Here is a 25,719-nt window from a genome sequence, read left to right as displayed (position 1 = left end):
TTTAACGTTGAAAACTTTATTTATAATTAAGTGCTTCAACTAATGATTCAAAATGCTCCTGAAACAAAAAATCGTAGGCATTATCGCCCTCAGGTACTACATTAATTACATCAAAAGAAGACTCAAGTATACGTGGAATTTTCAAACCTTCAGCAATAGAAAATGGAAAAGATTGATTGCCAATAAAAAATTTGCACCCCGCTATCATGCGGGCCAGTTCTAAAAAGTTGGTAACCGGTACCCATTTAATATGCGGGAGCTGTTTCTTTATATCGTGATATTCACTCTCGACACCAACAAATACAAGGTTTTTGTATTTGTTTAAAAATGAATGATCTATTAAAATATTCCGGTAACGTTCGCTGCGGGCAACAATAATTGTATCGGCATATGAAGCATCAGGATCCACAAAAAGCCATTGCTTCCACAGTTCGGGATTTGCACCTGTAATATAGCTGCACCACCTGGCAATATTGCCCTTATCGGTAGGGAACAAAGGCGTACGTATACCATCAAGATCAATATCGATGGCTTGACCATCATATATTTCGCATGCTGCCAGGTAAGGTTGCTGCCTTAGTAAAGCAAACAGCATCTCTGCCATTTTTTCGTTCAGCATTACATTGCCAAGCGGATGCTTAAGATGCGCCGGTAAAACCAGTGGTTGGTTTAAGCGCAGGTATAAAGTGATTTTGGCCCCGGTTTGCTCATGTATCTTTTTTATAGTAGGCAATGCGTAAATAATATCGCCCGAATTACCACTATGTACAACACTTAACGCGCCATTAAGTTGTGCAACCTCTTTTACATGTTTAATGTTAGCAAATTGCAAAGAACGATAGGTGTCTCTTAAAAGGTCCTCTTTCGCTTTGCGGGCAAATTCATACTTGTATAATTTATAGGCAGGCTTATCTGTAAATTTCAGCCAATTTTTACTTAAAAAACTCTTTTTACGCATTGTTAAAATTTATGGCCATTTACCCGGTAAAAGTTTGCATATCAATTAGCCTGCGGTAAAGGCCGTTGTTTGCAAGCAGTTCCAAATGGCTTCCCTGTTCAACTACTGTTCCATCCTCAAGTACAATAATCAGATCGGCATTTTGTATAGTGCTTAAGCGGTGTGCTATGATCAATGATGTACGGTTCTTCATCAGGTTGTTTAACGCATCCTGTACTAATTTTTCTGATTCGGTATCCAATGCCGATGTAGCTTCATCAAGCAGCATTATAGGCGGGTTATTTAATACTGCGCGCGCTATGCAAATACGCTGCCTTTGTCCGCCCGATAGTTTGGTGCCCCTGTCGCCTATATTGGTTTCGTAACCGTTATCAGTTTCTAAAATAAAATTGTGGGCATTGGCAATACGGGCGGCGGCTTCAACCTCCTCTTGTGTAACCCCTATTTTGCCAAAGGCTATATTGTTAAATATGGTATCGTTAAATAGTATCGACTCCTGGTTAACAAAACCCATCAGGCCGCGTAACGATGTCGTTTTTATTTGTTGTATATCATGATCATCCACCAATATGCGTCCGCTTTTTGGTTCGATGAACCTTGGCAACAGATCCATCATGGTTGATTTACCACCGCCCGACGGGCCAACCAACGCTATGGTTTTACCTTTTGGCAGGGTAAGGTTAACATTTTTAAGTACTTCGCGTTCGTTGTAGGCAAATGATACGTTTTCGAGGTGGATACCTTCTTTAAAATCATCAACTACAACGGCATCCGGCGCGTCAACTATTTGTGGTTTTTCATCAATCAACGCCAGGATACGCTCACCGGCTACCAAACCCGAGTGGATGTTGCTAAAGGCATCGCCAATAGCTTTGGCAGGGCGCATCAGCTGCGAAAATAGTGCGATGTATGCAATGAACTGACCGGCATCCAGATCTGATTTTTTGTTGAAGATGAGATAACCGCCATATAGTACCACAAACGAGATCATAGAAACCGAAAGCGCTTCTGATACCGGCGATGCCAGTTGCTGACGTTTAGACATGGCACGGGTGATCTTCGAGAAACGGATATTCTCATCGTCAAAACGCTTGATGATAAAATCGGTAGCGTTAAAGGCCTTGATGATCTTGATGCCCGATAAGGCTTCATCCAGATAACTGATCATATTGGCGTAAGAGTTTTGTGCTGCTACCGCCTGCGAACGTAATTTTTTAACAATACGCGAAATGAAGAAACCCGCAATAGGAATGATAAGTAAAGAGATAAGTGTAAGCTTGGCCGATATTACAAACAACCATATTAAATAGCCAATAAGCAACAGCGGCTCTTTAAACACGACCTGTAAGGTGCCGGTTACCGAAAATTGTACTGTTTGCACTTCCGAAGCTATTTTCGACATGATATCGCCTTTGCGCTCATTGCTGAAATAGCCCATGTGCAGGTTCATTACATTATCAAATACCGCCTTACGTATTTTCAAAAGGGTGTGGATACGCAGGCTTTCCATAATGCGTTGAGAAAGGTAGCGGAATATGTTACCCAAAAACACCGCGCATACAATTACCCCGCATACAAACTTTAATGCGCCCCATTCGCCATATAAGGCTATAAAGTGATTGGTATAGTATTTAAACCAACCCGAAACATCAAAAGTTGAAATATCCGACGCTTTTACCGGGATGGCCTGCGGATCGCATTTGCAGGCGCCCACGTGGAAAAGCGTGTTTAATAAAGGCCCTAACAAACCCAGTACAGAGGTACTGAATACCACATACAACAATGTAAAGAGTATATATGGTATAGCAAATTTCTCGATAGGTTTAGCAAAAGATAAAAGCCTGAAATATGTCTTCATTAAAAAATAATTAAATAAAAGTTCAAAATTAACAGTAATTAGCTAATTACTGTTAACCAATTAAACATGTATGTTCAGGCTGTTAATAATATTACACTATATTGTATTAGTGGATAGACCATTAACTATTAATTATTGTTAAGCATTTCTACCAATGTTTCAAAATGATCCTGAAAAAGGAAATCATAGCCGTTGCCGCCTTCAGGTACTACGTTTATAACGTCAAAAGAAACCTCCAGTATACGCGGCACCTTTAATGCTTCGGCCACCGAAAATGGAAAAGATTGATTGCCGATAAAAAATTTACAACCGGCAATGGTTTGTGCCATTTGTAAAAAATCTTTCATTTCTATCCATTGTATATGAGGTATAAACTGTTTTATATCATCATACTCGCTTTTAACTCCAATAAATTTTATGTTTTTATAATTGCTCAAAAAAGTATAATCGGCTGCACGGCTGCGGTATCTTTCGCTTCGGGCTATAATAATAGTATCGGCAAATGTGGTATCAGGTTCAACAAATAGCCATTGTTGCCATAATTCGGCATTTATACCGGTAATATAGCCGCACCAGCGGGCAATATTGCCTTTATCCATAGGTACCAAACCATCCCTAAAGTAATCAAGATCAATATGTATATGCTGATCTGTATAAACCTCGCAGTTATTAATATAAGGCTGGGCTTTAAGCAAGGGGCAAAGCATATCGGCCATTTTTTGATTAAGCATTACATTACCCAACGGATGCTCTTTGTAACCGGTAACCAATAAAGGCTGCCCTAATGTAAGGTACAGGTTAACTTTAGCCCCGGTTAATTCCTGAATTTTTTTTATGGTTGGCAGTGCATATATAACATCGCCGGCATTGCCGCTATGGCTAAAATTAATTTCGCCGCTTGCTGCCGCAAAAGCCTTAATAAGCTTAATATTGGTAAGCCGCGGACTGCCAATAACGGCATCGGCATAACGAATTTTCTTATCGTTAGCCAATTCCCATTTATAGCGGGTGTAACCGGGTCTGTTTGTATATTTTAGCCAGTACTTGCTAAAAAACGCCTTCTTTTTAAACATTTGTAAATGTAGTGAGTAGATGCAATGCTGCATATATTCATATGCCATAACGTGAGTTAAGGGCATAATGCAACAGTAATAGTAAAATATTCCTAAACGCTCTATTTTGAGCAATGTTTTATGCGGATACCTTTATTGTAACCAAATTATATTATCCGGTAATTTTTGTATTCGCCAATGCGCCAGCCGGTAATATCTTCAATAGCCTGCAACAGCTTTCGCCTGAATGGTAAACGTTTGCGGGCTTTCTTCATATCGATGTTTAACGGCCAGTTTACTTCATCCACCCGTTTTTGCATTACTGCCGGGTGCTTATCTTTAAAAGCGAGCAGTCTGTCGGCATTGCCGTAATCAAATTCGTGGGTTTCAATAATGGTTTCGTCGGGCACGTAATCGGGTATATAAAACTGGCGAAAGTTTACCCCCTTGCGCAGTAAGCCTTTGGGCGGCTTTACCCAGCCGTAATGGTAAATATAGGCTTCTATCAGTTTTACGTTCAGCTTACGGTCATCATACCTGAAACCCTGCGCGTCGCGAAAAGATTGGATATGCTTATCATTCCTTATAATACGTACCTCGCGCCTGTACCACCTGCGCGATTCGGCATAATAATCATACGAACCATAAAAGTGAGTGTATTTAAACAGCAGGGCTTCTACCTTTTTATCGTTCAGATTATCCTCCATTTCCTTTTTTATAAGGGGCAGATATTTCTCATGCACGCATTCATCCCCCTGTATATAAAAAGCCCAGTCGGCATCGGGCGATATGGCTGCCAGCGCTTTGCTGGTTTCGTCGGCAAATACACGTCCGCCTTCGCGCAGGTTGGTATCCCAAACGGTATTGACGATCTTTATTTTTGGCGAATTAATGCTTTTGATGAGGTCTTCGGTACCATCGTCGCTATCGCCCACGGCTACCACAAACTCATCGCAAAGCGGTAAAATAGAGGTGATAGCTTCAACTATAGGATAATCGTTTTTTACAGCGTTACGAATAAAGGTAAACCCGGCAACTTTCATACAGCAAATTAAGCTTAATTATTTAATAATACCGGCCAGGCAATCGGCATACAACTGTAAGTACTGCCGGGCGGTTTCCTTCCAGTCGAACCGGTTGGCATGGGCTATTATTTTCGGGGTAAGGTCGGCTCTGTTGTATTCGGCCATACCTTTATTATATACAGCCTGCATGGCATCTGCGTCAAAACTCTCAAAATACCATGCCGCGTCGCCCCCAATTTCGGGCAGTGAGGTATGGGTTGATAAAAACACCGGCTTCCCAAAGTGCATGGCTTCAATAACCGGCAAACCAAACCCCTCGGCAATAGACGGAAATACGAAAGCCTCGCATTGCTGATAATACCAGGCCTTGTCATCATCGCTAACAGGGCCGGTAATAATCACCCTGTCGGTGCAATTATATTTAGCGGCCTCGGCCATTATCTTATCCTTATAAGGGGTTTCAATCCCGGCTATCACCAATTCCAGATCGTTATTGTGCAGCAACGCGGGCAGTACATGAAAATTCTTTTTGGCTGATACATGCCCTATCGTAAATAAAAACTTACGCTGAGGTATGTATGCGGGAGTATGGCCGGGTTTAACTGTTAACCTGTCGGCCCCGTTATAAATCACCTGTATCTTTTCGGCGGCTTCGGGTATGTAACTGATAATATCCTGCGCCACAAAGTTTGATATGGTAACCACCTTATTACACAGTTTAATATACCTGCGCAGCTTATTAAGGTGCTTGTTTATTTTAGCCGCCGACTTGGTTTTTTCGTGAACCGGGTTAATATCGTGAATGGTAAGTATCTTTTTACCCCCGGTGCGTTGCGGGTGCAGGCGGCAATACTGATCGGTAAAGTGAAACAGAGCGTAATTGTTGCGCTGCGGGTAATATAGCTTATGCAGTTTAGATAGGTACTGCACCTTCACCTTGCCATCAAACTGGTACGATGCGCGTTTATGCAGGTAATAGGTAAGATCGAACTGATCGTGGTTTTGTTCCAGCAAGGCATCGCCCAGGCTTTTACCAAAGTAAAAGAAACCCGAGTTAGGGTATTTCATGGAATCGAACGTGAGCAGTACTTTGGGCTTTTGCGCCATATTAAACTATATAATTATGCAATAATAGGGCAAAAAAATATTTATGCCGATGCGTTATGTTAAAATAGCTATGTGTTTAAAGGCATAAGGTAATGTACACTTTACGCTATATTACCCAATTTGTTAACAGAATTTTGCACAGTAAATATATTATGGACTAAAAATTTATCTTTGATGAAACCCTGCTATAATGCTTATAAAGCTTATCTATATTTTATTTTTTGCTATCGCGAATTTTATCATCTACTCCAAACTAAATAATACAGGTAAAGTATCAAAAGCGGTATTTATATCCTTTACCATCGCATTCGTTATTATTGTGTTATTACATAATGGTATATTGAATGTGAATATGCCTATACGGGCTAAAGATTTTCAACCGCTCATCTTCTTCCTGTTCTTTCCTGTTTTTTCTTATTTGTTCTTTACCTTTTTTGGTATGCGAATGTTCGATAATCTTAGGGACAAAGGCGTTAATGAGCGATTTTTAGATTATGGGCTGCGGGTCTTCTCGTTATTTTTCTTGAAATTTGTGTACTTAATGGCGTTTGTTGGTCAGTGTACGTTTATTTTTAGCCTGAAGCTTGGTTAAAAAGACACCGTAAAGATTCTTGCGCCGTTCCTTTTATCATTCATTTTTAAAACGTGGCCGCAACAAAGCATCATTCGCCGGTAATTGACAGTTCCGATTTCAGACAAGTGGCACGTGCTTTAACTATTGTTGAGAATAGCCTGGCCGGGGCCGATGAATTACTTAAAAGCTTACAGTTTAAAAAAGACACTACTATAATAGGTATCACCGGGCCACCGGGAGCGGGCAAGAGCACGCTGGTAAATGCCATTATCAATAACCTATTGCAGCAGGGCAGTAAGGTGGCTGTATTGGCTATAGACCCTACTTCACCGTTTAACTTCGGGTCCTTATTAGGTGACAGGATCCGCATGGCTTCTCATTTTAATCATCCGGATGTGTTTATTCGTTCGCTGGCTACGCGTGGTTCGCTTGGCGGCCTGTCTGCCAAAACCATTGAAATGACGGATATTTTACGCTCCGCCGGTTTCGATCATATTATTGTAGAAACAGTAGGGGTAGGGCAATCGGAAGTGGAGATAGCCGGTTTGGCCGATGTTACGCTGGTGGTGCTGGTGCCCGAAGCAGGTGATGAAATTCAAAATATTAAATCGGGACTGATGGAAATAGCCGATGCCTTTATCATCAACAAAGCCGACCGTGCCGATGCCGACCTTTTCGCCAACAACCTCCGCAAAATAGTACACCAAAGCAAGGCAACCGAAATTCCCGTTATCAAAACCATCGCTTCGCAAAATGTGGGGATAGATGAGGTAGCTGAGTTTATTATCGCCTCGAAAAAATCTGGTAATAATCGAAAGAGTATGCTCTTGTCTGAAAAAGCCTACAGGCTGATACAGCAGAAGCGGATGCAGCATATTAACAAGCAACAACTTCATCAACAGTTAACAGCGGCTTTAACCGAAGATGGTTTTAATTTGTACGCTTTTGTAGATGAATACCCCCCAGCCCCCTGAAGGGGGAGTTTTTGAAGTGCATGATACCAATATTGATTATTAGCATCCCCTTCAGGGGACGGGAGGGGTTATTGGTTAATTCATTATCTCCTCAATATGCTCTGCTTCAACAGGTATATCTGCCATCAGGTCGATGTTGCCATCGGTGGTGATGAGGATATTGTTCTCTATACGAATGCCAAGGCCTTCTTCGGGAATGTAGATACCCGGTTCGCAGGTAAGGATGTTGCCCGGTTCAAAGGCTTTGTACCTGCTGGCGTAATCATGCACATCCAAACCCAGGTGGTGCGAGGTGCCGTGCATAAAGTATCTCTTATATAAAGGCATCTTTGGATCCTGCTTTTCTACTTCGTGTTTCTTCAACAAACCAAGGCCGATCAGTTCATCTGTCATGATGCGGCCCACTTCCTCGTGGTATTCATTCCAGATGGTACCGGCTACTAATAGTTTGGTTGCGGCACGCATTACCCTTAACACCGCGTTATAAACATCGCGTTGGCGAGGAGTAAACTTGCCGCTCACCGGGATAGACCGGCTCATATCGGCATTGTAATTTCCGTATTCGGCGCCAAAATCAAACAGTATTACGTCGCCATCTTTACAAACCTGGTTATTATCGGTATAATGTAACACAATTGCGTTTTTACCCGATGCGATGATAGGGCTGTAAGCATGGCCGGTAGAACGTTGTTTTATAAACTCGTGGATGATCTCGGCTTCTATCTCATATTCGGTAACGCCGGGCTTGGTAAATTTAAGCACACGCGTAAAAGCGTCGCGGGTAATTTCGCAGGCTTTTTTGGTAAGGGCTATTTCAGCAGCCGATTTTACCGGGCGCAGATCGCGCAGTATTAATGCCGATCGTTCATAGTGATGTAACGGGTACTTTGCTTTTAAATCGTTGTACATGCGCAGGTCGCGGTACGGAACCTCGTGTACGTAACGGTCGTTTTCGTTTGTATTTATATAAATATGTTCGGCATAATTAATAATACTATGTAATATCGCATTAATATCGCTCAGCCAATATATCGCTTCAATGCCCGATGCCGCGCGCGCTTCCTCCTTGGTATATTTGTGTCCTTCCCAAATGGCTATGTGCTCACTGGTCTGTCTTAAAAATAGTACTTCTCTGTATTGCATATTAGGACAATCAGGGAACAAAAGCAGTATACTTTGCTCCTGATCTATCCCCGATAAATAAAAAAAGTCGGGATTTTGCTTAAAAATGAAAGCCTGGTCGCCACTGCGTGGATATTCGTCATTGGAGTGGAATATAGCTATAGAGAGTGGCTTTAATCGTGAAACGAAATTTTTTCTATTAATTATAAATAATTCATTATCAACAGGTAGATATTTCATCGGGGGGAGATATTTAGTTGTAAGAAAAAAACTATTTTGTGGTATTTGCGTTAACCATTATAATTTTTGGAACAAAATTTGGTTATCGTTTCAAACATAATTAGTATTTTTGAAAAAAATCACAATTAAAATCGTTTAATCTTAAAACTATGAATTATTCTACATTAAAGAAAACAGTCGCATTATCCTTTGCTTCTTTGATGGTAGCTGGTGCAGTTTCTGCGCAAACTACGGATTCAACCTCGACAGCAACTTCGACTGAAGCTACTACTCCCAAATTGTTTGGCGGTGCTGGCCAGTACAGAAAATTTAGCATTGGTGTTAACGGTGGTGTTACTTCTCCACTTACTGCATTAGGCGGCAGCAATGACTTCCTTAAAGCTGACATCAAATTAGGCTACGGTATCTCTTTCAGAGAGCAACTTTCACACGTGTTTGGTTTACAATTAGACTTACACGGTGGTAAAGTTGGTGGTAACAACAACAATTTAGATCCTAACGATCCGGTTTACTCAGCTAAACAATTCGAAACTGAGTTCTGGTCTGGAACTTTGAGCGGTGTTGTTAACATTGGTAGCATCGATTTCTTACACCGTAAAAACTCAATCAACTTCTTCGGTACTGCAGGTGCTGGTTTAGCAATGTATGCTGCTAAAGTTGACGGTGTTGATTTCAAAGGTACTTATGGCGACAGCGGCGATAAAAAATACGCAAGAGAGCTGATCATCCCTGTAGGTGTTGGTGTTAAATTCAGATTATCTGATGTTACTGCCTTAAACTTAGGTTACACAATCAACTTTGTTGATGGTGATAACTTTGACGGTTTCAAAAGAGGATATCCTACTAAAGACAGATACTCTTACGGTTATGCTGGTTTAGAGTTCACTTTAGGTTCAAAATCAAAACCGAACCTGGATTGGGTTAACCCAGTTGCCTTAATGTATGATGAGTTGTATGATGCAGCTCTTCGTCAAGAAGTTGAAGCTTTAAAAGGCCGTGTATCTGCAGTTGAAACTGCTGTTAGCGACCTGAAAAAAGATTCAGACGGTGACGGTGTATCTGATCAATTTGACAAATGCCCTAACACTCCGGCTGGTACAGTTGTTGACGGTGCTGGTTGCGCTATCGTATTCCCTGCTCCTGCTAAAGAAGATTCAGTTGGTGTTGCTTACTCAAACATTCAGTTTGAATTTGACAGCTCAGTATTAAGAACTTCTTCTTACCCAGCTCTTGATGCTACTTCAGCTGACTTACGTTCAACTGGTGCTACTGTAACTGTTAAAGGTTACGCTTCATCAGAAGGTACTGCTGCTCACAACCTTTCTTTATCTAAAGATCGTGCTAACTCAGTAAAAACTTACTTAGTTAACTCAGGTGTTGAAGCTAAAAAACTGAAAGTAAAAGGTTACGGTGAAACTAACCCAATTGCTGATAACTCTACAGAAGAAGGACGTGTATTAAACCGTCGTGTTTCTTTCAGCAAGTAATTAAAAAATAATATCAATTGAGATATTGGAAGGCTCCGGATAACCCGGAGCCTTCTTTTTTTTATTAATTTTGCAGCATGTACTTTTTCCGCAAAAAAGATCCGAACAGGCCAACCAACTTTAATTTAAAGGTGATGCATATTATTAATGCAACGGCTATTATTATGTTTTTGGGTGGTATTATATGGAAATTGATAGACTGGTTTATACTTAAAAAATGAAAACTATAATTAACACTACCAATGCCCCTGCGCCAATAGGGCCTTACAGCCAATCGGTAAAAGCAGGCGGTTTATTATTTGTATCGGGCCAGGTAGCCATTAACCCTGTAAGCGGCGAATTGGTGCTTGATGATATTAAAACCGAAACCAAACAGGTAATGGAGAACATCAGCGCTATATTAACCGAAGCAGGTCTTAACTTTAGCCATGTGGTAAAAACCAGTATCTTTTTGTTGGATATGGGCAACTTCGCGCAGGTGAACGAAGTATATGGTAGCTATTTTTCGGATAATTTCCCGGCGCGCGAAACCGTGCAGGTAGCAGGTTTGCCCAAAAATGTGAATGTTGAAATTACTGTTACAGCCATTGTTGCTTAACTGAATTATATAGTACTATAAAATTATAACCATCTGCATTGAATCCGTTTCAAACACCAATTGAATATTTAAAAGGTGTAGGCCTCAGCCGTGCAGAGGTTTTAAAAAAAGAACTGGGCATCCATAATGCCGAAGATCTGTTGCGGCACTTTCCTTTTAAGTATATTGACCGCACCCAATTTTACAAAGTAAAAAATATTGAGCCCGACCTGCCCTACGTGCAGGTTTTGGCGCGTTTAACCCATAAAGAAATTATTGGCGATAAGCGCAGCAAGCGCCTGGTGATACAGGCGCAGGACGATACCGGCATAATGGAACTGGTATGGTTTCAAGGGATCAACTGGGTAGAGAAGAACCTGCATATAGGTAAGGCCTATATCATTTTCGGGAAACCGGGCTCGTTCAATGGCAAGGCGCAAATGTCGCACCCGGAGATGGAAATGTATTCGCCCGAGGCGATGCGCCGTAAAGGCAACATGACCTTGCAACCGGCTTACAACAGCACCGAAAAGCTAAAGAGTTTTCAGTTAGATACCAAAGGGCTGCAAAAACTGATCGGCGTGTTGTTGGAGCAGCATGCTAAAGATATTCACGAAAACCTGCCCGCCTACATACTCAATAGGTACAGGCTAATGAACCGGCAGGATGCTTACCGAAATATCCACTTTCCCGATGATGCCGCTAAGTTGAACGAAGCCCGTAACAGGTTGAAATTTGAAGAGCTTTTCTTTTTGCAGTATAAACTGTTAAAGAATAAGATTTACCGTACGCATAAATTTAAGGGTAATGTATTTGATAAGGTAGGGCCGTGCTTTAATAATTTCTATCACGATAAATTACCCTTCCCGCTTACCAATGCCCAAAAGCGGGTACTGAAAGAGATCAGGATTGATACTCAACGCGGCGTTCAAATGAACCGCTTATTGCAGGGGGATGTAGGTAGTGGTAAAACCGTAGTAGCGCTAATGAGTATGCTTATAGCTATTGATAATGGTTTTCAAACCTGCATTATGGCACCAACTGAGATATTGGCTACACAGCATTATCAAACCATAAAAAGTTTGGTGGGTGATGGCTTTGTAGAAACCGCCCTGCTCACCGGATCGACCCCTAAAAAGGAACGCCGCATACTCCACGAAAAATTGGAAAACGGCGAACTCAAAATACTTATAGGCACCCATGCACTGATAGAAGATGCCGTGCAATACAAAAACCTGGGCATGGTGGTGATAGATGAGCAGCACCGTTTTGGGGTAGAACAGCGTGCCAAACTGTGGCGAAAGAATGTTGTACCGCCGCATGTACTGGTAATGACGGCCACACCCATCCCGCGTACCCTCGCCATGACATTATATGGCGATTTGGATGTTTCGGTAATTGACGAGCTGCCCGCCGGGCGTAAACCTATCGAAACGCTGCATTATTACGAGTCGCACCGCTTGCGGATGTTCGGCTTTATGAAGCAGGAAATAGCCAAAGGCCGGCAGGTATACGTAGTGTACCCGTTGATACAGGAAAGCGAAAAGCTTGATCTGAAAAATCTGGAGGATGGGATAGAGGTGATGTCGAGGGAATTTCCGTTGCCGGAGTTCCGCATCAGTATTGTGCATGGTAAACTAAAAGCTGCCGAAAAAGAATTTGAAATGCAACGCTTTATAAAAGGCGAAACGCAGATAATGGTAGCCACCACTGTAATTGAGGTAGGGGTAAATGTACCCAATGCCTCCGTTATGATCATTGAAAACGCCGAGCGGTTCGGTCTTTCGCAATTGCACCAGTTACGTGGCCGTGTAGGTCGGGGTGCCGAACAGTCGTTTTGTATATTAATGAGCAGCCAGAAGTTGAGTAATGATGGCCGCATCAGGCTCAACACCATGGTAAAGACTAACAATGGCTTTGAGATCTCCGAGATTGACCTGCAACTGCGTGGGCCGGGCAATATTGAAGGCACCCAGCAAAGTGGCGTGCTCGATCTTAAAGTGGCCAACATTGCCACCGATCAGGAGCTGTTGATACTGGTACGCAAATGCGTAGAAGAAATCTTCGAAAAAGACCCGCAGCTTAGTCAGCCCGAGCATCAGATATTGCACCAGGCAACCCAAACTAAAAATAGTGGTTTGAGCTGGGATAAGATCAGCTAAATTTAGACTTGGTTTTCCGGCTTGTCACAAGCTTTCTATAAATCACGTCATTGCGAAGAATGAAGCAATTTCTACTTAGGCTATGCTTGTGCTGTGATTAACGTTAGCCTGCTCTTGGGCGCAGTGCCCCATTACTTTTGAGGGCAAAAGTAACAAAACCCTTGTCCAGCAAAAGGCTTCTTTGCCGCACAGACCATTACCCTGCAAATCGGTCAGAACTTCGGGCTGGAACTTTTGCCCCACCGCGCTATTCCATCCCACATGCAACAAGTTCACTATGCCGCCTTTGCGCTCATGGCCATCACAGTTCTGCCCGCTTTCACCCGAAGCTGTTTGCTGACAGTAGCTGCGTCAGGTGGATACATCCAAGTGAACGAATTGGTAAGAATCTTGCACGTCAAAAAACTCCCCCTTTAGGGGGCAGGGGGGTTACACGTTTTTCTCGTCAACTATCCGGAAGAAATCGTCGCGGTAGGTGTCGCCTACTGGTATAATCTTGTCGCCGATGAAGATGCGGCTGCGTTCTATGCTGTCGATCTTGTTGAGTGATACGATGTAGGAACGGTGTACCCTGATAAAGTATTTTTCGGGCAGGGCATCCTCCATTTTCTTCATGTTCTGGAGGGTGATAATACGCTCCGCGGTAGTAAAAATGGAGATATAATCTTTCAGGCCCTCAATAAACAGGATGTCTTTAAGGTATACCTTTTGTATTTTATGTTCGGTTTTTACAAAGATGAAATCGTTCAAAAAATCCTGTTGTTGCTGCTGTGGTTGTACCGGTTCGGGCGCGGCAGGTTTGGCCGATGGCTGCAATACGCCCTGCGCCTTTTGTACGGCTTTGTAAAACCTGTCGAACGCTATAGGTTTAAGCAGGTAATCAACCACGTCGAGTTCGTAGCCTTCCAGCGCGTACTCGGGGTAGGCGGTGGTAAGTATCACTTTGGCTTTTCCGTTTGATATTTTGAGGAACTGGATCCCGGTAAGCTCGGGCATTTGCACATCCAAAAACACGAGATCGATACCGCCATCCTGCACCAGCGTAAGCGATTCAATAGGATTAGTAGTGGCCTTAACCAGCTGCAAAGCAGGCATTTTTGAAATGTAATCTTCCAAAATATTTAAGGCCAAAGGCTCATCATCAACAACAAGGCACCTTATCATGGTTATAAAACTAAAGATAATTCACAGATATATGTATCGGCTTCGTCACGTATAGTTAAATTATATTTTTTAGGATACAAAAGATTGAGCCTCCTTTTAACATTATTTAACCCAATACCGCCCGATGCATCGCGGTTATTGTTGTGCTTTTTATTTTCAATATAAAAACTCAAATGCCCGTTATCAACATTAATAAGCATTTTAATGGGCGAATTAGGGTCATTGGCCACGCCATGTTTAAAGGCATTCTCGATGAACGAAATTAACAGCAAAGGCGCAATCCGCTGGTTATCGATACTGCCGTTCACCTTAAAATCAATAAAGGCCTTATGCCCGAAACGTATTTTTTGCAGGTCGATATAGTTTTGCAGGTAATGAATTTCTTTCTCCAGGTCAACCTTGTTATCATTACTTTCATACAGCATATAGCGCATAATTTCTGATAGTTTCAGGATGGCCTCGGGCGTGGTTTCCGACTTTTGATAGGCCAGCGAATAAATACTGTTTAGCGAGTTGAACAAAAAATGCGGGTTCACCTGCGATTTCAGGAAAGACAATTCGGCACTTAAACGCTGGGTTTCCAAATCGCGCTGTACACGTTCATTAGTAAACCAATCTACCGAAAACTTGAGCACTATGCTCAAAAACACAAACAGCAAACTGGTGAATAAGGTACTGCTAAAGTATTCCCAAAAAGAGAGCGCCTTGCCATCGTGCACCAGCACATAACTTTTAAATATGAGCCCTACGCCATACTTGCCTATGCCTATGATGATGGCTGTAGTTATCATCATGAGGATGTACCGTAAATAGCGGTTCTTATCCAGGTAAGCAGGTATCAGCCATAAATAATTAATGTAAAAAACACCAATGTTGATACCGCCGAATACTACAAAAATAACCAGCAGATGCTCTAATGTAAGTTTGGAGTTGGTACTGGCAAAATAAAAGAAGAACGAGATGATACCCACCCATACTAAAACATGCCACATTATTTGCCAATATCTCTTCATTTATTATACCCGGCTGCTACTTAAATAATATTTTCATTGCATCTAAAGTAATATTTTAAAGGGGTTACAGGCCTATATATTATATATAGGCGCACTAATTTTCGATGAACAGGCTTTTTTAACCGACGAACAGGCGAAAAGCCCTATTCCGCGGTTCATCTATAAATAACTACAGTTGGTCTAAATGTTTTTAGCACCCGGTTTTTTTGGTATTTCTTTGTTCTATCAAATCAATCGCAATGAAAAAGTTGTTCACAAACTCAAACCCTTTTGTTCTAATATTAGCTCCTGTTATGTTTGCCTTATTGTTAGGCGTATCATACCAGTTCGAACAAAAACAAAACGATATTAAAGGTACCACCATACAGGCCAAACAAGCCACTTCACTTTTTTACAAAGGCATTAGCTTATTTAAAACCGTTGCCGGTGTAACCAAAGAGAACGTATGGTAATCAGCACCGAAAACCTGACCTTTAATTTTGGCGACCAAAAGGTTGTCAACCAACTATCTCTTCAAGTTCCGCAAGGAAGTATATATGGCTTTTTAGGCCCAAACGGCGCCGGAAAAACCACCACCATTAAACTGCTGCTCAACCTGCTTAAAACCCAGGAGGGCAGCATTAACATTTTTGGGCTTGAGCTGCAAAGCAACCGTACCAAAATACTATCGCAAATAGGGTCGCTTATTGAGCAGCCGGCCATTTACCTACATTTAACCGGTAAAGAGAACCTGCTTAACCGCGCCCTTCTGCTGCAAATACCTACCCAACGGGTTGATGAGATGCTTGCCCTGGTGCACCTTACCAATGCAGCCAATAAAAAGGCAGGCCAGTATTCGCTTGGGATGAAACAACGCCTAGGCATAGCGCTGGCGCTGTTATCTGATCCGCAGCTTTTAATTTTAGATGAACCCACCAACGGACTGGACCCTAACGGCATTATCGAGATACGTGAACTATTGATACGCCTTACTACCCAGCATAATAAAACCGTTTTTATATCGAGCCACCTCCTGTCGGAAATTGAGCGTATGGCTACCCACGTAGGCATCATCAACTTTGGGCAACTTCTGTTTCAGGGATCGATAAAAGACCTTGAAACCCTTAGCAAACCATTAGTATACATAGAAACCGATAACACCGTTGACGCGGCCAACCTGCTGAAACGTAATCATATTACGGTTGACGATGTTAACGAAACTACCATTTACCTGCCCTATACCTCCAAACAGCAAATGGGCGAAGTGAATGCCATGCTCAACAGCAACGGTTATACCGTTTACACCATTGGCAAACAACAAAAAGACCTCGAAGCGTTGTTTTTATCCATCACTCAAGAAGCCTAAACCAATATGAAAGGATTTATACTATCGTTCCGTTCGGAGTTTTATAAGAGCCGCAAAACTTTGGGGTTTTGGTGCGCCATTATTTTGCCGCTGTTAATTTGTCTGCTGGTATTTGTTGGCTTTTTTACCAGTGTCGACAAGATGGTCAATACACCCGGCATGTTGCTGTGGATCCGTTTTTCGGGGGCTATACTGAATGTGATGGGTACTCTTTTGCTGCCTATATTCGTAATTTTTACAGCCTACTCGGTAAACAGTATCGAGCATAAGGCCGATACGTGGAAAACGCTGTTCAGCCTGCCCATACCTAAACTATCGGTTTACGCCGCCAAATATTTGTACGCCTTTTTCCTGGTGTTTTTGTGTCTGCTGCTGTTTACAGTGTTTACCATAGGTTTCGGCAATTTGCTGGGTGTGCTTAAACCCGAACTTAAATTTTCGGAGTACCACATGGAGTCGGCATTGTTCCAGGTGTATTTTAAATTGTTCCTGTCGGCATTGGGCATCCTTTCCATACAATTTCTATTCAGTGTTTTGTGGAGCGATTTTTTAAAGCCTATGGGGATTGGCTTTGTAGGCACCATAGCCGGTGTAATAATGGGCGCCGCCGGATGGAAATACGCCTACCTGTTCCCTTACTCGCACCCCATGCTTGCCCTGCAAACCATGATGCCCCGCACCAAAGCAGCCATAGCCTCACCAAAACTGATCATCAATATACTTACCGATGATGTATATGTAAGCCTGGTAATAGCGGTAGCAGTATTTATAGGCGGATATTTTATTTTGCTGAAGAAGAGTGTGAAGTAGAGGGCCTCACCTAAATCCTCTCTTTGCACATTTAGGTTTGACAACTTTTTGAAAGTTGTCAAACCTGCAACTCACAACACAACTCCCTGTTCATCCCCGTACAATAACCGTTCGTTTCCGAACATTTAAGATGGCTTAACCATTCATCAACTAACTGCAATTCAGCACATTAAATTAGTGGCATAAATATTATATTTATACTGCTGTTACAGTTGAATCTATGTTTAAAAATTACCTTAAGATAGCCTTTCGCAATTTGCAGCGCAATAAGGGCTTTTCGTTTATCAATATTGCCGGGTTGGCCGTGGGCATGGCCGGTGCCATACTCATCTTCACCTGGATAAAACAGCAGGTGAGTTATGATGATTTTCATGCCAACAAAAATTCGCTTTACAAGGTATGGACCAACTACGACAGCGATGGCGTTTTATACAGTTCCGAAATATCATCGAGCCCGATAGGAGCTGCTTTAAAGGCCAAATATCCGGAGGTAAAGGATGTTGCACGCATGTACTGGCCCATAGAGCGCTTATTTAACTATCGTGATAAAGCCATTAAGGCCGACGGTCGTGATGTGGATAAGCCTTTCCTTACCATGTTCAGTTTCCCGCTGATATCGGGCAATGCCGAACACGCGCTGGATGATGTAGACGGTGTAGTGATCAGCCAAAGTTTAGCAAAAAAACTTTTCGGCGATGAAGACCCGATGAATAAAATGGTGACCCTTGATGTTAAAGGCGTATACAAGGTTACCGGGGTAATGAAGGATGTGCCTAAAAATTCCGTTTTTAGTTTCGATTACCTGGTATCGTTAGCTAAAGGCGCGCGATACTATTCGGACCAACGCTGGGAAAACGGTAATTACCAAACCTATTTGCAGCTTAAACCGGGCGTAAATGAAGCTGCTTTCAACAAAAAAATAAAGAACCTCATTAAAGAAAATGCCAAGGATGCTAAAATGGAACCCTTTTTACATCCGCTCAGCAAATGGCGTTTGTATTCGCGTTTTGAGAATGGCATTGCCGTAGGCGGTGCCATAGAAGTGGTGCGCTTAGTTGCCATTATAGCCGCCCTGATACTGTTAATAGCCTGCATCAACTTCATGAACCTAAGCACCGCCCAAAGCGAAAAACGGGCAAAAGAAGTAGGCGTTCGCCGGGTGATTGGTGCAGGCAAGGGGATGCTGATCAAACAGTTCCTAACTGAATCTATCGTGATTGCGTTTATTGCAGGTGTGTTTTCTTTATGGCTGGTACAACTTTGCCTGCCTGTATTCAACAAACTTACCGGCGAATCGTTAATCATCAACTATACCGACCCTGTCTTTATCATTGGGATTATCGCCTTTATATTATTTACCGGCTTACTGGCAGGTAGTTATCCTGCTTTCTTCTTGTCGTCGTTTAAACCGGTTAAAGTACTGAAGGGCGCGTTTCAGCAGGGCAAAACCGTATTTACCCCTCGAAAAGTATTGGTAGTGGTACAGTTTACAGTGGCCATTGTGCTGGTAATATCAACCATAATTGTTTACAACCAGGTTAAATTTGCGCAGGAGCGCGACAACGGGTATGCTAAAAATAATTTGATTGATGTAGCTATTGAGGGTGATATCAGGAAAAATTTCGACCTGATAAAAAATGAATTGATCAGCGCAGGTGCTGCTACTTCGGTGGCTAAAACAAGTTTTTCGCTCACCATACAGGCCGCTTCATCTACAGGCTACCAGTGGACCGGTAAACCTGACGGCGGGCCGGATATCAGCATGAACCGCTTCAACTCTACAGGCGGCCTCATCAAAACCGCCGGACTAAAACTACTGGCAGGCCGGGACATTGATGTAGCCGAGTATCCTACCGATACCGCCTCGATCATCATTAATGAAACCGCCCAAAAAATCATGAAGTTTAAGGATGCCGTTGGCCAAACAGTGCATTACGGCGGCGATGCTTTTACTATTGTAGGAGTATTTAAAGATTTCATCATTGGCTCACCTTACGGCCAAACCGATCCGATAATTGTGCATGGCTCTAAAACATGGAACTATAATGTACTCATTCACCTTAACGATCATAATTCAACGGCCAAAAACTTGGCACTGGCTACCGGCGTATTCAAAAAATATAACCCGGCCTATCCTTTCAACTACAAATTTGTAGATCAGCTATACGCCCTCAAATTTACCGACGAGGTGCGCACCGCTACCTTCGCCGCTATTTTTGCAGGCTTAACCATATTTATATCCTGCTTGGGTCTGTTCGGGTTAGCTGCCTACATGGCCGAAAGCCGCGCCAAAGAAATAGGTATCCGCAAGGTACTTGGAGCAAGCGTGCGCAGCGTGGTGCAATTGCTTACAAAAGATTTTGTAGTGCTGGTGATCATTGCCATCGTTATCGCCACGCCTATTGGCTGGTGGGCTATGCATAGCTGGCTGCAAAACTATCAGTACCGCATCAGCCTTAACTGGTTCACCTTTGCAGCAGCAGGCTTAGTGGCTATACTAATAGCCGTAATTACCGTAAGCATGCAAGCCATAAAAGCGGCACTGGTAAACCCGGTTAAAAGTATAAAAGCGGAATGAGTTAGGTTTCAGGTTCGAGGATCGGGGTTTCAGGTTCCGGGGGCCGGGTTCGAGGGATCAGTTTTGTTTTTTAGGTATGGGTTTAAGTGTCAGGAATCACTTAAATCCATCCATACTCAAACCCCGATCCTGAAACCTCGAACCTGAAAACCCTATTCGTTATCTTCCGTAAGTATATCACCCGGTTGCTTAAAGTTGCTGCGCACAAAGCGGCACCATTCGCAATCTTCCTTGCCGCAGCCGGTGTTAAATTCGTGGTTCATTATTTTTTTGTAGGTGGCGGTAATTTGTTTGGTTACCTCGGCCACGTCCGTAGGTGTAATGTATATTTTTTCTTTACGGTATTCGCCCTCGTTTACAGGCTCTATAAAGTCGAATTCGGTACTGATCACCTCCCAGTCGCGGGTACGGTCGTTATCTATTAGTATCTTATAGAATACGCCTTGTCGCCAGTAATCGCCGCCGATTTGTTCCTCATCATCGGGTATGGCGGGCTGAAATTTATCTTTGGCGTATTTGTACTTGCCCGTTTTATAGTCAACCACACTCACCTGTTTACCATGAAACTCTACCTTATCCAAGCTTCCTTTTATCGGCACACCTGCTACTTCCACATTACGTACCGATAACTCCACAAGGGTTACCTTGTTCCAAGTGATTATATTTTGCTGGTAGTAAGTTGGCAATATCTTATCGCCATAATCTAAACGCAGCTTAAATTCTTCCTTAGTGAACGAGTCGCGGTTGCGGAACATAAACGCACGGAAATCCTTCATAAAATCCTCTACCGGCGCAAACTCATCATTGTTTTCCTTCAGCTTTTTAAAGGCGCGTCGCAAGGCATCGTGCACCGCCGATCCAAAGGTAAGCGATGGGCTTTTACCCGACGGCACCCTGATCAGGTTCTGAAAATAGAACTTCAGCGGGCAATCAAGGTAGTTGCTCAGGTGCGTTACCGATAGGGTATAACCTTGCAGCAACCGGTTCACATACTCTTTATCTACCAGCTGCACCACAGGTTTATCGGCCTCGTTAAACTGGGTGAGGTAAAAGGCCATCATGTCATCACTGCTCAGCTTAGGGTAATTCACCTGTACATCCGTTGCGGCCAGTATTTCGCCAACAAACTGTGAGGCTTCCTGCGGTTTTCCTTTTTTATCTTCGCTGCTGTACGATATGTTCAGATGCTGTTTAGCACGCGTAAGCGCTACGTAAAACAAACGGCGCGATTCTTCTTTTTGCGCTTCTTCGTCATTCGCTGCCTGCATCAATGTATCCGGGTAGCTATAACTGCTGTTGCGCCCTTTGGTATCCCATATTTTTTTGTTGCAACCAATTAAAAACACATGCTCAAATTCAAGTCCTTTTGAGCCATGCGCGGTAAGAAAGTTCACTCCCGTTTCCGAATAGATGTATTGGTTAAGATCGAGCCGGATACCGTTTTTCAGCATCAGATCGAAGGTTTTTATCAGATCGGCCAGCTTGATATCCGGATCTTTACGGCTTTCGGCCTTTATAAAATCGAACAGGTTGGTGAGCACTTCCATGTGCCAGCCTTTATCTGTTTGCTGCATTACATAGCGTAAAATGCCCAAACGGGTAACTACCTGCTGAAACAGGCTTTGCAGCGTAACACTTAACGAGCCTTTAAGCAATTCTTCAATATTGCCTATCAGTTCTTTCATGCTTACGTTCTGCATATTATCAAACAATCCCGGCTGTTTTGGCGACCGAATTTCGGTAAGGTAGCGGCGCAGGGATGTTTTAGCTTCGTTATTAGCCGTCGTGCCATAATTATCTTTTGCTACCGCGATGCTCGCCTTGGCAATTTCAATAGGCGCTATGTCGAAGAAATCATAGTGCATTATCTCAAAAAGCAACTCATCGCCGCTGTAAGGCGAATCGAGCTCCATATCGAGGTAACGTAAAATATTGATGATCTTTTCGCCGAACGGCAGGGAGAGTATATCAATCTTACGTTTGGTATTAACCGCTATCTTTTTCAGGTCGAGGTAATGCAGCAACTCTTCAACCTGGTTATGGTTGCGGTAAATTACGGCTACTTCGGCGGGCGGCGTACCATTAGTTACCAGTTGCACAATCTGGTTGGCAATGTCCACCACTTCCTGATCGGGATTAGGATATTCACTGATCACCGGTTCTATACTCGCATCGCTAAAGCGAGGGTGCGACGCGCTAAGATTTTTATTGAGGTTAAGCTGTGCGGTAAGTCGTTCGTTATTGTTTTCGATCAGTAACCTCGACATATCCAGTATATGCTGATTTGAACGGTAATTGCTTTTCAATATCACCGTGTGCAGGGTATCCACATAATCGGTAGCGAAATCCAATATATTACGCATGTTAGCACCTTGGAAACGGTAGATAGATTGATCATCATCGCCCACCACAAACACGTTCGGCGTATCCCAAAAGTTGAGCAGAAACTTTAACAATTCATTTTGCGATCCGCTGGTATCCTGAAACTCATCCACCAAAATATACTGGTAACGTTCCTGGTAACGGCGCAATAGGTCTTCATTATCACGAAAGGCCTTTAGCACCCAAATGATCATATCATCATAATCGTACCAACCCTCATTTTTCATTTTAGCCTGATAAACTTCATATTCGCCAACGGCAGCCAGCAGTTTATCCATGGCTTCCTGCACCTTATCGATATCCTTTTGCTTTACATCTCCAACCTGGATCCCCGCTTTGGCATTAGCCCGTTTGTAAATGTACTGATCGCGATTGGGCAGATCTTCCATGTACTCGTGCACCGCGTTTCGTATCATCGCGGCATCCCAACCCTCGCTTTTCATGGTAGAGAAAAGTTTTTTCAACCGTGCCTGCTCATAGTAAATATCACCGGTGAAGCGCTTTAGTAAATGCTCGTTATGAAAACCATCTATCAGTCCTTTAAATAATATGACAGAATCCAAATCAGATAACGGCGCCAGATCATGCTTGCCAAAATACTCCAGGTTCTCCTGAATAATATCATTACAAAACGCGTGGAAAGTGTATATATTAATGCGGTAAGCATCCGGACCAATAAAATCAAACAAACGCTTGCGCATGGCAACCGCGCCGGCATCGGTGTAGGTTAAGCAAAGTATCTCGTTGGGGCGGGCATCAGTTTCGGTAAGTATCTTTCCTATCCGGGCGGCAAGTATCTGTGTTTTACCGGTTCCCGGCCCGGCCACTACCAACACAGGGCCATCCATTTTATTAACAGCGGCCAGCTGTTCGGGGTTTAATGAAGCTAATGCCTGCTGAAATTTATCGTTATATTTATTAAGAGCTGGTTTTTGCATGGTAACGTAAAATTACGCTTTTTTTTAGAGGATAGGGGTATTGGTTGGTTGTTAATACTGGTGACATGGGGAGCGATTGGTCCGTTTTTCATTAGGAATGGTTCTGCTTTATTGAACGTTAGTGGATGTACTTTTTTCTTTTCTCTCAAAAGAAAAAAGTACCAAAAAAGAAAAGTCGCGGCTGCGCAAGGAACTATTAAAGTTTATGCTTGGGCAGGGTTTGTGCTATCCGTTCCTTACGATGCCGCATTTTTTTGGGTATTTACGTTTGTGCTTTTGCATTGTCGATTTCCCTATTCCCGCAGTCGCTATCTCCCACAGCCGCTTGGCTCCGGCCAAGTGGCAACTATTACGCGGCGTCCCGCCGCTGTACGATAGATGCGTCTATAATAAGTAAGCTGAAAGCTTACGCTACGCTATGTCACGAGTTACGCTGTGCTAAACTCGCGACAGCACCTTCAGCTTACTCCGTCAGCAAGCAAACAGCTTCGGACGAAAGCGGGCAGAACTTTGGTGCCCTGAAGCGCAAGGGCGGGCATTTGAACTTGTTGCATGCGGGATGGAAACGAGCGGCGGGGCAAAAGTTCCAGCCCAAAGTTCTGTTCGGTTTGCAGGGCATGGCTTTGTGCGGCAAAGAAGCCTTTTGCTGGACATGGGTTTATTCGCTGTTTGTTTGTTTATAGGTGCTCATGAGATCGCTTCGCTTAGTATGTTACTTTTGCCCTCAAAAGTAATGGGGCACTGCGCCCAAGAGCAGACTAACGTTGATTACAGCACAAGAATAGCTTAAGTAGAGATTGCTTTCGTACTTCGAAATGACGTGATTATACAAAACGCGACGAGATTGCTTCATTCTTCGCAATGACAAAGAGTAGAAGATTTAAGCCGTTTCAGGGTTAACCTTTGCCCTAATACGCTCTTCAATCTCCCTCACCAACTCATCAACAGGCCTTTTTTCCGGTTCAACGGGTTCGAGTACTTCCCAAGTCATGGGGATGAAGGTGTTGAGCGGGTATAGTCCATAGCGCACCATCTTCCACGAATTGGTAATGGCAACCGGAACCAGTAGAGCGTCCGGGCATTTCTTTAACAGGGTAGCTATACCTGCCGATTGAAAGGTTTTTACCTTGCCATCTTTTGAGCGGGTCCCTTCGGGGAAAATCATGGCCGACCATTTATTTTCTTTCATTCTGCTCGCCAGTTTAACCAGTTCGGTAATGGATTGACGCGGATCTTTACGATCGATATTGGCGCCACCGCCTACTCTAAGGTTATATGAAATAGACGGTATGCCTTTGGCAAGCTCTATTTTAGAAATGAATTTAGCATGGTACTTCCTGAAAAAGTAGATCATCGGCGGGATATCGCCCAGGCTTTGATGGTTAGCTATAATGATCATCGGGCGACCGACCGGCAATTCATATTTGTTGACGAACTTCACCGTATCGCCCAATATATAGAAGGTGCTGAACAGGCAAAAGTTAAGCATATCAACAGACCGTTTATGCGCCGCGTAGCCAAAAAACCGGTAGCAGATCCACTGTATGGGCTGAAATATGATCAACACTAAAAAAAATGCAAGTATGCAAATGGGCGACAGGATATAGCCTAAGAATTTTCTCATAAAGCTACAAAGGTAAAAATTTAGTTTTCAACTAAAAATGTGTTGTTTACACAAGTTGCCTGTAGTATAAGCACTATTACAATTTGCCCTCCAGCATCAATAACTTAGCTTTTAAAATTGCTCCTACCGACATGCTATCGGTGATTTCGCCGTTACAAACCATTTGGTATGCTTCTGCAAAGGGGACTTTTTTAATTACCAGTTGCTCGGTTTCTTCGGGTTCGGCCTCAAATTGTTGCAGGTCGCGGGCAAGGTAGGTAATGCTTAACTCGTCGCTTACCGAATTGGAGAGGTGCATGCGTTGCAGCTCTATCCATTCGCCGGCTTTTAATCCGGTTTCTTCCAACAACTCGCGTTTGGCCGATTCTACCGGGTCGACGCCGATGATACCGCCGCCTTCGGGTATTTCCCAGCTGTATTGATTGAGCGGAAAACGAAATTGCCCCACCAGGTAGGTATTCATATCAGCATCCAAAGGCAATACACCTATGGCCAGGTTTTTAAAATGGACCTTACCATAAATGCCCGGATTACCGGCAGGATTGATCACCTTATACTCGGTAACATTTATCCACGGGTTATCATATTGCTCTTGCTCGGCAGTAATTTGCCAGGGATTGTGGTCGGGGTTGTGCATTGAGTAAAGATAATCAGTGCAGCGGTTTTTAAGGTAATTATTGTGTTATTGATATATTATCAGTTTAAAAACGGTGTTTTGGTAATACCGAC

20 protein-coding genes are annotated in these 25,719 nt (G+C 43.1%); 9 read left to right on the top strand and 11 right to left on the bottom strand.

Annotated features, from left to right (window positions below):
* Nucleotides 1-16: 16 nt before the first annotated feature.
* From ABD894_RS21360 to ABD894_RS21340, 5 genes are all read right to left on the bottom strand, one after another.
* On the bottom strand, nucleotides 17-958 hold the full coding sequence (locus tag ABD894_RS21360) for a glycosyltransferase family protein (RefSeq protein WP_345213113.1): 942 nt from the start codon (nucleotides 956-958) through the stop codon (nucleotides 17-19).
* 19 nt (nucleotides 959-977) lie between these two features.
* Nucleotides 978-2,816: an ABC transporter ATP-binding protein gene (locus ABD894_RS21355; protein ID WP_345213112.1), complete on the bottom strand. Its 1,839-nt coding sequence runs from the start codon at nucleotides 2,814-2,816 to the stop codon at nucleotides 978-980.
* A 128-nt stretch (nucleotides 2,817-2,944) separates the two neighbouring features.
* Nucleotides 2,945-3,889 carry a hypothetical protein gene (locus ABD894_RS21350; RefSeq protein ID WP_345213111.1) on the bottom strand — a complete coding sequence of 315 codons (945 nt, stop codon included), beginning with the start codon at nucleotides 3,887-3,889 and terminating at the stop codon, nucleotides 2,945-2,947.
* A 146-nt stretch (nucleotides 3,890-4,035) separates the two neighbouring features.
* Nucleotides 4,036-4,911: a glycosyltransferase family protein gene (locus ABD894_RS21345; RefSeq protein ID WP_345213110.1), complete on the bottom strand. Its 876-nt coding sequence runs from the start codon at nucleotides 4,909-4,911 to the stop codon at nucleotides 4,036-4,038.
* Nucleotides 4,912-4,929: 18 nt separating this feature from the next.
* Nucleotides 4,930-6,000 carry a glycosyltransferase family 4 protein gene (locus ABD894_RS21340; protein WP_345213109.1) on the bottom strand — a complete coding sequence of 357 codons (1,071 nt, stop codon included), beginning with the start codon at nucleotides 5,998-6,000 and terminating at the stop codon, nucleotides 4,930-4,932.
* A 645-nt stretch (nucleotides 6,001-6,645) separates the two neighbouring features.
* Between ABD894_RS21340 and meaB the strand changes: the two genes are divergently transcribed.
* Nucleotides 6,646-7,548 carry a methylmalonyl Co-A mutase-associated GTPase MeaB gene (gene meaB, locus ABD894_RS21335; protein ID WP_345213108.1) on the top strand — a complete coding sequence of 301 codons (903 nt, stop codon included), beginning with the start codon at nucleotides 6,646-6,648 and terminating at the stop codon, nucleotides 7,546-7,548.
* Nucleotides 7,549-7,623: 75 nt separating this feature from the next.
* Here meaB and ABD894_RS21330 read toward each other — a convergent pair whose 3' ends face one another.
* Nucleotides 7,624-8,910 (bottom strand): aminopeptidase P N-terminal domain-containing protein, encoded by a 1,287-nt coding sequence (locus ABD894_RS21330; protein WP_345213107.1) that lies wholly within the window; start codon nucleotides 8,908-8,910, stop codon nucleotides 7,624-7,626.
* A 149-nt stretch (nucleotides 8,911-9,059) separates the two neighbouring features.
* Between ABD894_RS21330 and ABD894_RS21325 the strand changes: the two genes are divergently transcribed.
* From ABD894_RS21325 to recG, 4 genes are all read left to right on the top strand, one after another.
* Nucleotides 9,060-10,397 (top strand): OmpA family protein, encoded by a 1,338-nt coding sequence (locus ABD894_RS21325; RefSeq protein ID WP_345213106.1) that lies wholly within the window; start codon nucleotides 9,060-9,062, stop codon nucleotides 10,395-10,397.
* A gap of 77 nt (nucleotides 10,398-10,474) precedes the next feature.
* Nucleotides 10,475-10,618, top strand: a complete 144-nt coding sequence (locus ABD894_RS21320) for a DUF6728 family protein (protein WP_345213105.1) — start codon at nucleotides 10,475-10,477, stop codon at nucleotides 10,616-10,618.
* A complete protein-coding gene (locus ABD894_RS21315; RefSeq protein WP_345213104.1) occupies nucleotides 10,615-10,995 on the top strand; it encodes a RidA family protein in 381 nt (126 codons plus the stop codon). The genes ABD894_RS21320 and ABD894_RS21315 overlap by 4 nt, the downstream gene beginning before the upstream one ends.
* 38 nt (nucleotides 10,996-11,033) lie before the next feature.
* Complete coding sequence (gene recG, locus ABD894_RS21310) at nucleotides 11,034-13,136, top strand: ATP-dependent DNA helicase RecG (protein WP_345213103.1); 2,103 nt, start codon at nucleotides 11,034-11,036, stop codon at nucleotides 13,134-13,136.
* Nucleotides 13,137-13,565: 429 nt separating this feature from the next.
* On the opposite strand, the gene ABD894_RS21305 is transcribed toward recG, so the two are convergent.
* Complete coding sequence (locus ABD894_RS21305) at nucleotides 13,566-14,300, bottom strand: LytR/AlgR family response regulator transcription factor (RefSeq protein ID WP_345213102.1); 735 nt, start codon at nucleotides 14,298-14,300, stop codon at nucleotides 13,566-13,568.
* A 2-nt stretch (nucleotides 14,301-14,302) separates the two neighbouring features.
* Nucleotides 14,303-15,313 (bottom strand): sensor histidine kinase, encoded by a 1,011-nt coding sequence (locus tag ABD894_RS21300; RefSeq protein ID WP_345213101.1) that lies wholly within the window; start codon nucleotides 15,311-15,313, stop codon nucleotides 14,303-14,305.
* Nucleotides 15,314-15,606: 293 nt separating this feature from the next.
* Here ABD894_RS21300 and ABD894_RS21295 point away from each other — a divergent pair, with 293 nt between their 5' ends.
* From ABD894_RS21295 to ABD894_RS21280, 4 genes are all read left to right on the top strand, one after another.
* Nucleotides 15,607-15,765, top strand: coding sequence for a hypothetical protein (locus tag ABD894_RS21295; protein WP_345213100.1), 159 nt, complete (start codon nucleotides 15,607-15,609; stop codon nucleotides 15,763-15,765).
* Entirely contained in the window at nucleotides 15,759-16,658 is a 900-nt protein-coding gene (locus ABD894_RS21290) for an ABC transporter ATP-binding protein (RefSeq protein WP_345213099.1), read from the top strand. The genes ABD894_RS21295 and ABD894_RS21290 overlap by 7 nt, the downstream gene beginning before the upstream one ends.
* A 6-nt stretch (nucleotides 16,659-16,664) precedes the next feature.
* Nucleotides 16,665-17,468: an ABC transporter permease gene (locus tag ABD894_RS21285; RefSeq protein WP_345213098.1), complete on the top strand. Its 804-nt coding sequence runs from the start codon at nucleotides 16,665-16,667 to the stop codon at nucleotides 17,466-17,468.
* A 220-nt stretch (nucleotides 17,469-17,688) separates the two neighbouring features.
* The gene (locus tag ABD894_RS21280; RefSeq protein WP_345213097.1) at nucleotides 17,689-20,046 is read left to right on the top strand and encodes an ABC transporter permease; all 2,358 of its coding nucleotides are present in this window, start codon (nucleotides 17,689-17,691) and stop codon (nucleotides 20,044-20,046) included.
* A gap of 152 nt (nucleotides 20,047-20,198) precedes the next feature.
* Here the strand turns inward: ABD894_RS21280 and ABD894_RS21275 are convergent, their stop codons facing one another.
* The 3 genes from ABD894_RS21275 to ABD894_RS21265 form a co-directional block, all read right to left on the bottom strand.
* Nucleotides 20,199-23,366 (bottom strand): ATP-dependent helicase, encoded by a 3,168-nt coding sequence (locus tag ABD894_RS21275; RefSeq protein ID WP_345213096.1) that lies wholly within the window; start codon nucleotides 23,364-23,366, stop codon nucleotides 20,199-20,201.
* An 880-nt stretch (nucleotides 23,367-24,246) separates the two neighbouring features.
* Nucleotides 24,247-24,990: a lysophospholipid acyltransferase family protein gene (locus ABD894_RS21270; RefSeq protein WP_345213095.1), complete on the bottom strand. Its 744-nt coding sequence runs from the start codon at nucleotides 24,988-24,990 to the stop codon at nucleotides 24,247-24,249.
* Between the two features lie 76 nt (nucleotides 24,991-25,066).
* A complete protein-coding gene (locus ABD894_RS21265) occupies nucleotides 25,067-25,627 on the bottom strand; it encodes an NUDIX domain-containing protein (protein ID WP_345213094.1) in 561 nt (186 codons plus the stop codon).
* Between the last annotated feature and the right edge of the window lie 92 nt (nucleotides 25,628-25,719).

This window comes from Mucilaginibacter gynuensis, assembly GCF_039541195.1.
In the GTDB taxonomy this organism is placed as follows: domain Bacteria; phylum Bacteroidota; class Bacteroidia; order Sphingobacteriales; family Sphingobacteriaceae; genus Mucilaginibacter; species Mucilaginibacter gynuensis.
The sequence above is the reverse complement of the archived record's forward strand: the minus strand, read 5'-3'. Positions and strand labels throughout refer to the sequence as shown.

What these genes read in the sequence shown, in the direction of transcription:
- ABD894_RS21360 (WP_345213113.1), bottom strand. Translation starts at nt 958, where the DNA reads ATGCGTAAAAAGAGTTTTTTAAGTAAAAATTGGCTGAAATTTACAGAT.
- ABD894_RS21355 (WP_345213112.1), bottom strand. Translation starts at nt 2,816, where the DNA reads ATGAAGACATATTTCAGGCTTTTATCTTTTGCTAAACCTATCGAGAAA.
- ABD894_RS21350 (WP_345213111.1), bottom strand. Translation starts at nt 3,889, where the DNA reads ATGTTTAAAAAGAAGGCGTTTTTTAGCAAGTACTGGCTAAAATATACA.
- ABD894_RS21345 (WP_345213110.1), bottom strand. Translation starts at nt 4,911, where the DNA reads ATGAAAGTTGCCGGGTTTACCTTTATTCGTAACGCTGTAAAAAACGAT.
- ABD894_RS21340 (WP_345213109.1), bottom strand. Translation starts at nt 6,000, where the DNA reads ATGGCGCAAAAGCCCAAAGTACTGCTCACGTTCGATTCCATGAAATAC.
- ABD894_RS21330 (WP_345213107.1), bottom strand. Translation starts at nt 8,910, where the DNA reads ATGAAATATCTACCTGTTGATAATGAATTATTTATAATTAATAGAAAA.
- ABD894_RS21325 (WP_345213106.1), top strand. Translation starts at nt 9,060, where the DNA reads ATGAATTATTCTACATTAAAGAAAACAGTCGCATTATCCTTTGCTTCT.
- ABD894_RS21320 (WP_345213105.1), top strand. Translation starts at nt 10,475, where the DNA reads ATGTACTTTTTCCGCAAAAAAGATCCGAACAGGCCAACCAACTTTAAT.
- ABD894_RS21315 (WP_345213104.1), top strand. Translation starts at nt 10,615, where the DNA reads ATGAAAACTATAATTAACACTACCAATGCCCCTGCGCCAATAGGGCCT.
- ABD894_RS21305 (WP_345213102.1), bottom strand. Translation starts at nt 14,300, where the DNA reads ATGATAAGGTGCCTTGTTGTTGATGATGAGCCTTTGGCCTTAAATATT.
- ABD894_RS21300 (WP_345213101.1), bottom strand. Translation starts at nt 15,313, where the DNA reads ATGAAGAGATATTGGCAAATAATGTGGCATGTTTTAGTATGGGTGGGT.
- ABD894_RS21295 (WP_345213100.1), top strand. Translation starts at nt 15,607, where the DNA reads ATGTTTGCCTTATTGTTAGGCGTATCATACCAGTTCGAACAAAAACAA.
- ABD894_RS21290 (WP_345213099.1), top strand. Translation starts at nt 15,759, where the DNA reads ATGGTAATCAGCACCGAAAACCTGACCTTTAATTTTGGCGACCAAAAG.
- ABD894_RS21285 (WP_345213098.1), top strand. Translation starts at nt 16,665, where the DNA reads ATGAAAGGATTTATACTATCGTTCCGTTCGGAGTTTTATAAGAGCCGC.
- ABD894_RS21280 (WP_345213097.1), top strand. Translation starts at nt 17,689, where the DNA reads ATGTTTAAAAATTACCTTAAGATAGCCTTTCGCAATTTGCAGCGCAAT.
- ABD894_RS21275 (WP_345213096.1), bottom strand. Translation starts at nt 23,366, where the DNA reads ATGCAAAAACCAGCTCTTAATAAATATAACGATAAATTTCAGCAGGCA.
- ABD894_RS21270 (WP_345213095.1), bottom strand. Translation starts at nt 24,990, where the DNA reads ATGAGAAAATTCTTAGGCTATATCCTGTCGCCCATTTGCATACTTGCA.
- ABD894_RS21265 (WP_345213094.1), bottom strand. Translation starts at nt 25,627, where the DNA reads ATGCACAACCCCGACCACAATCCCTGGCAAATTACTGCCGAGCAAGAG.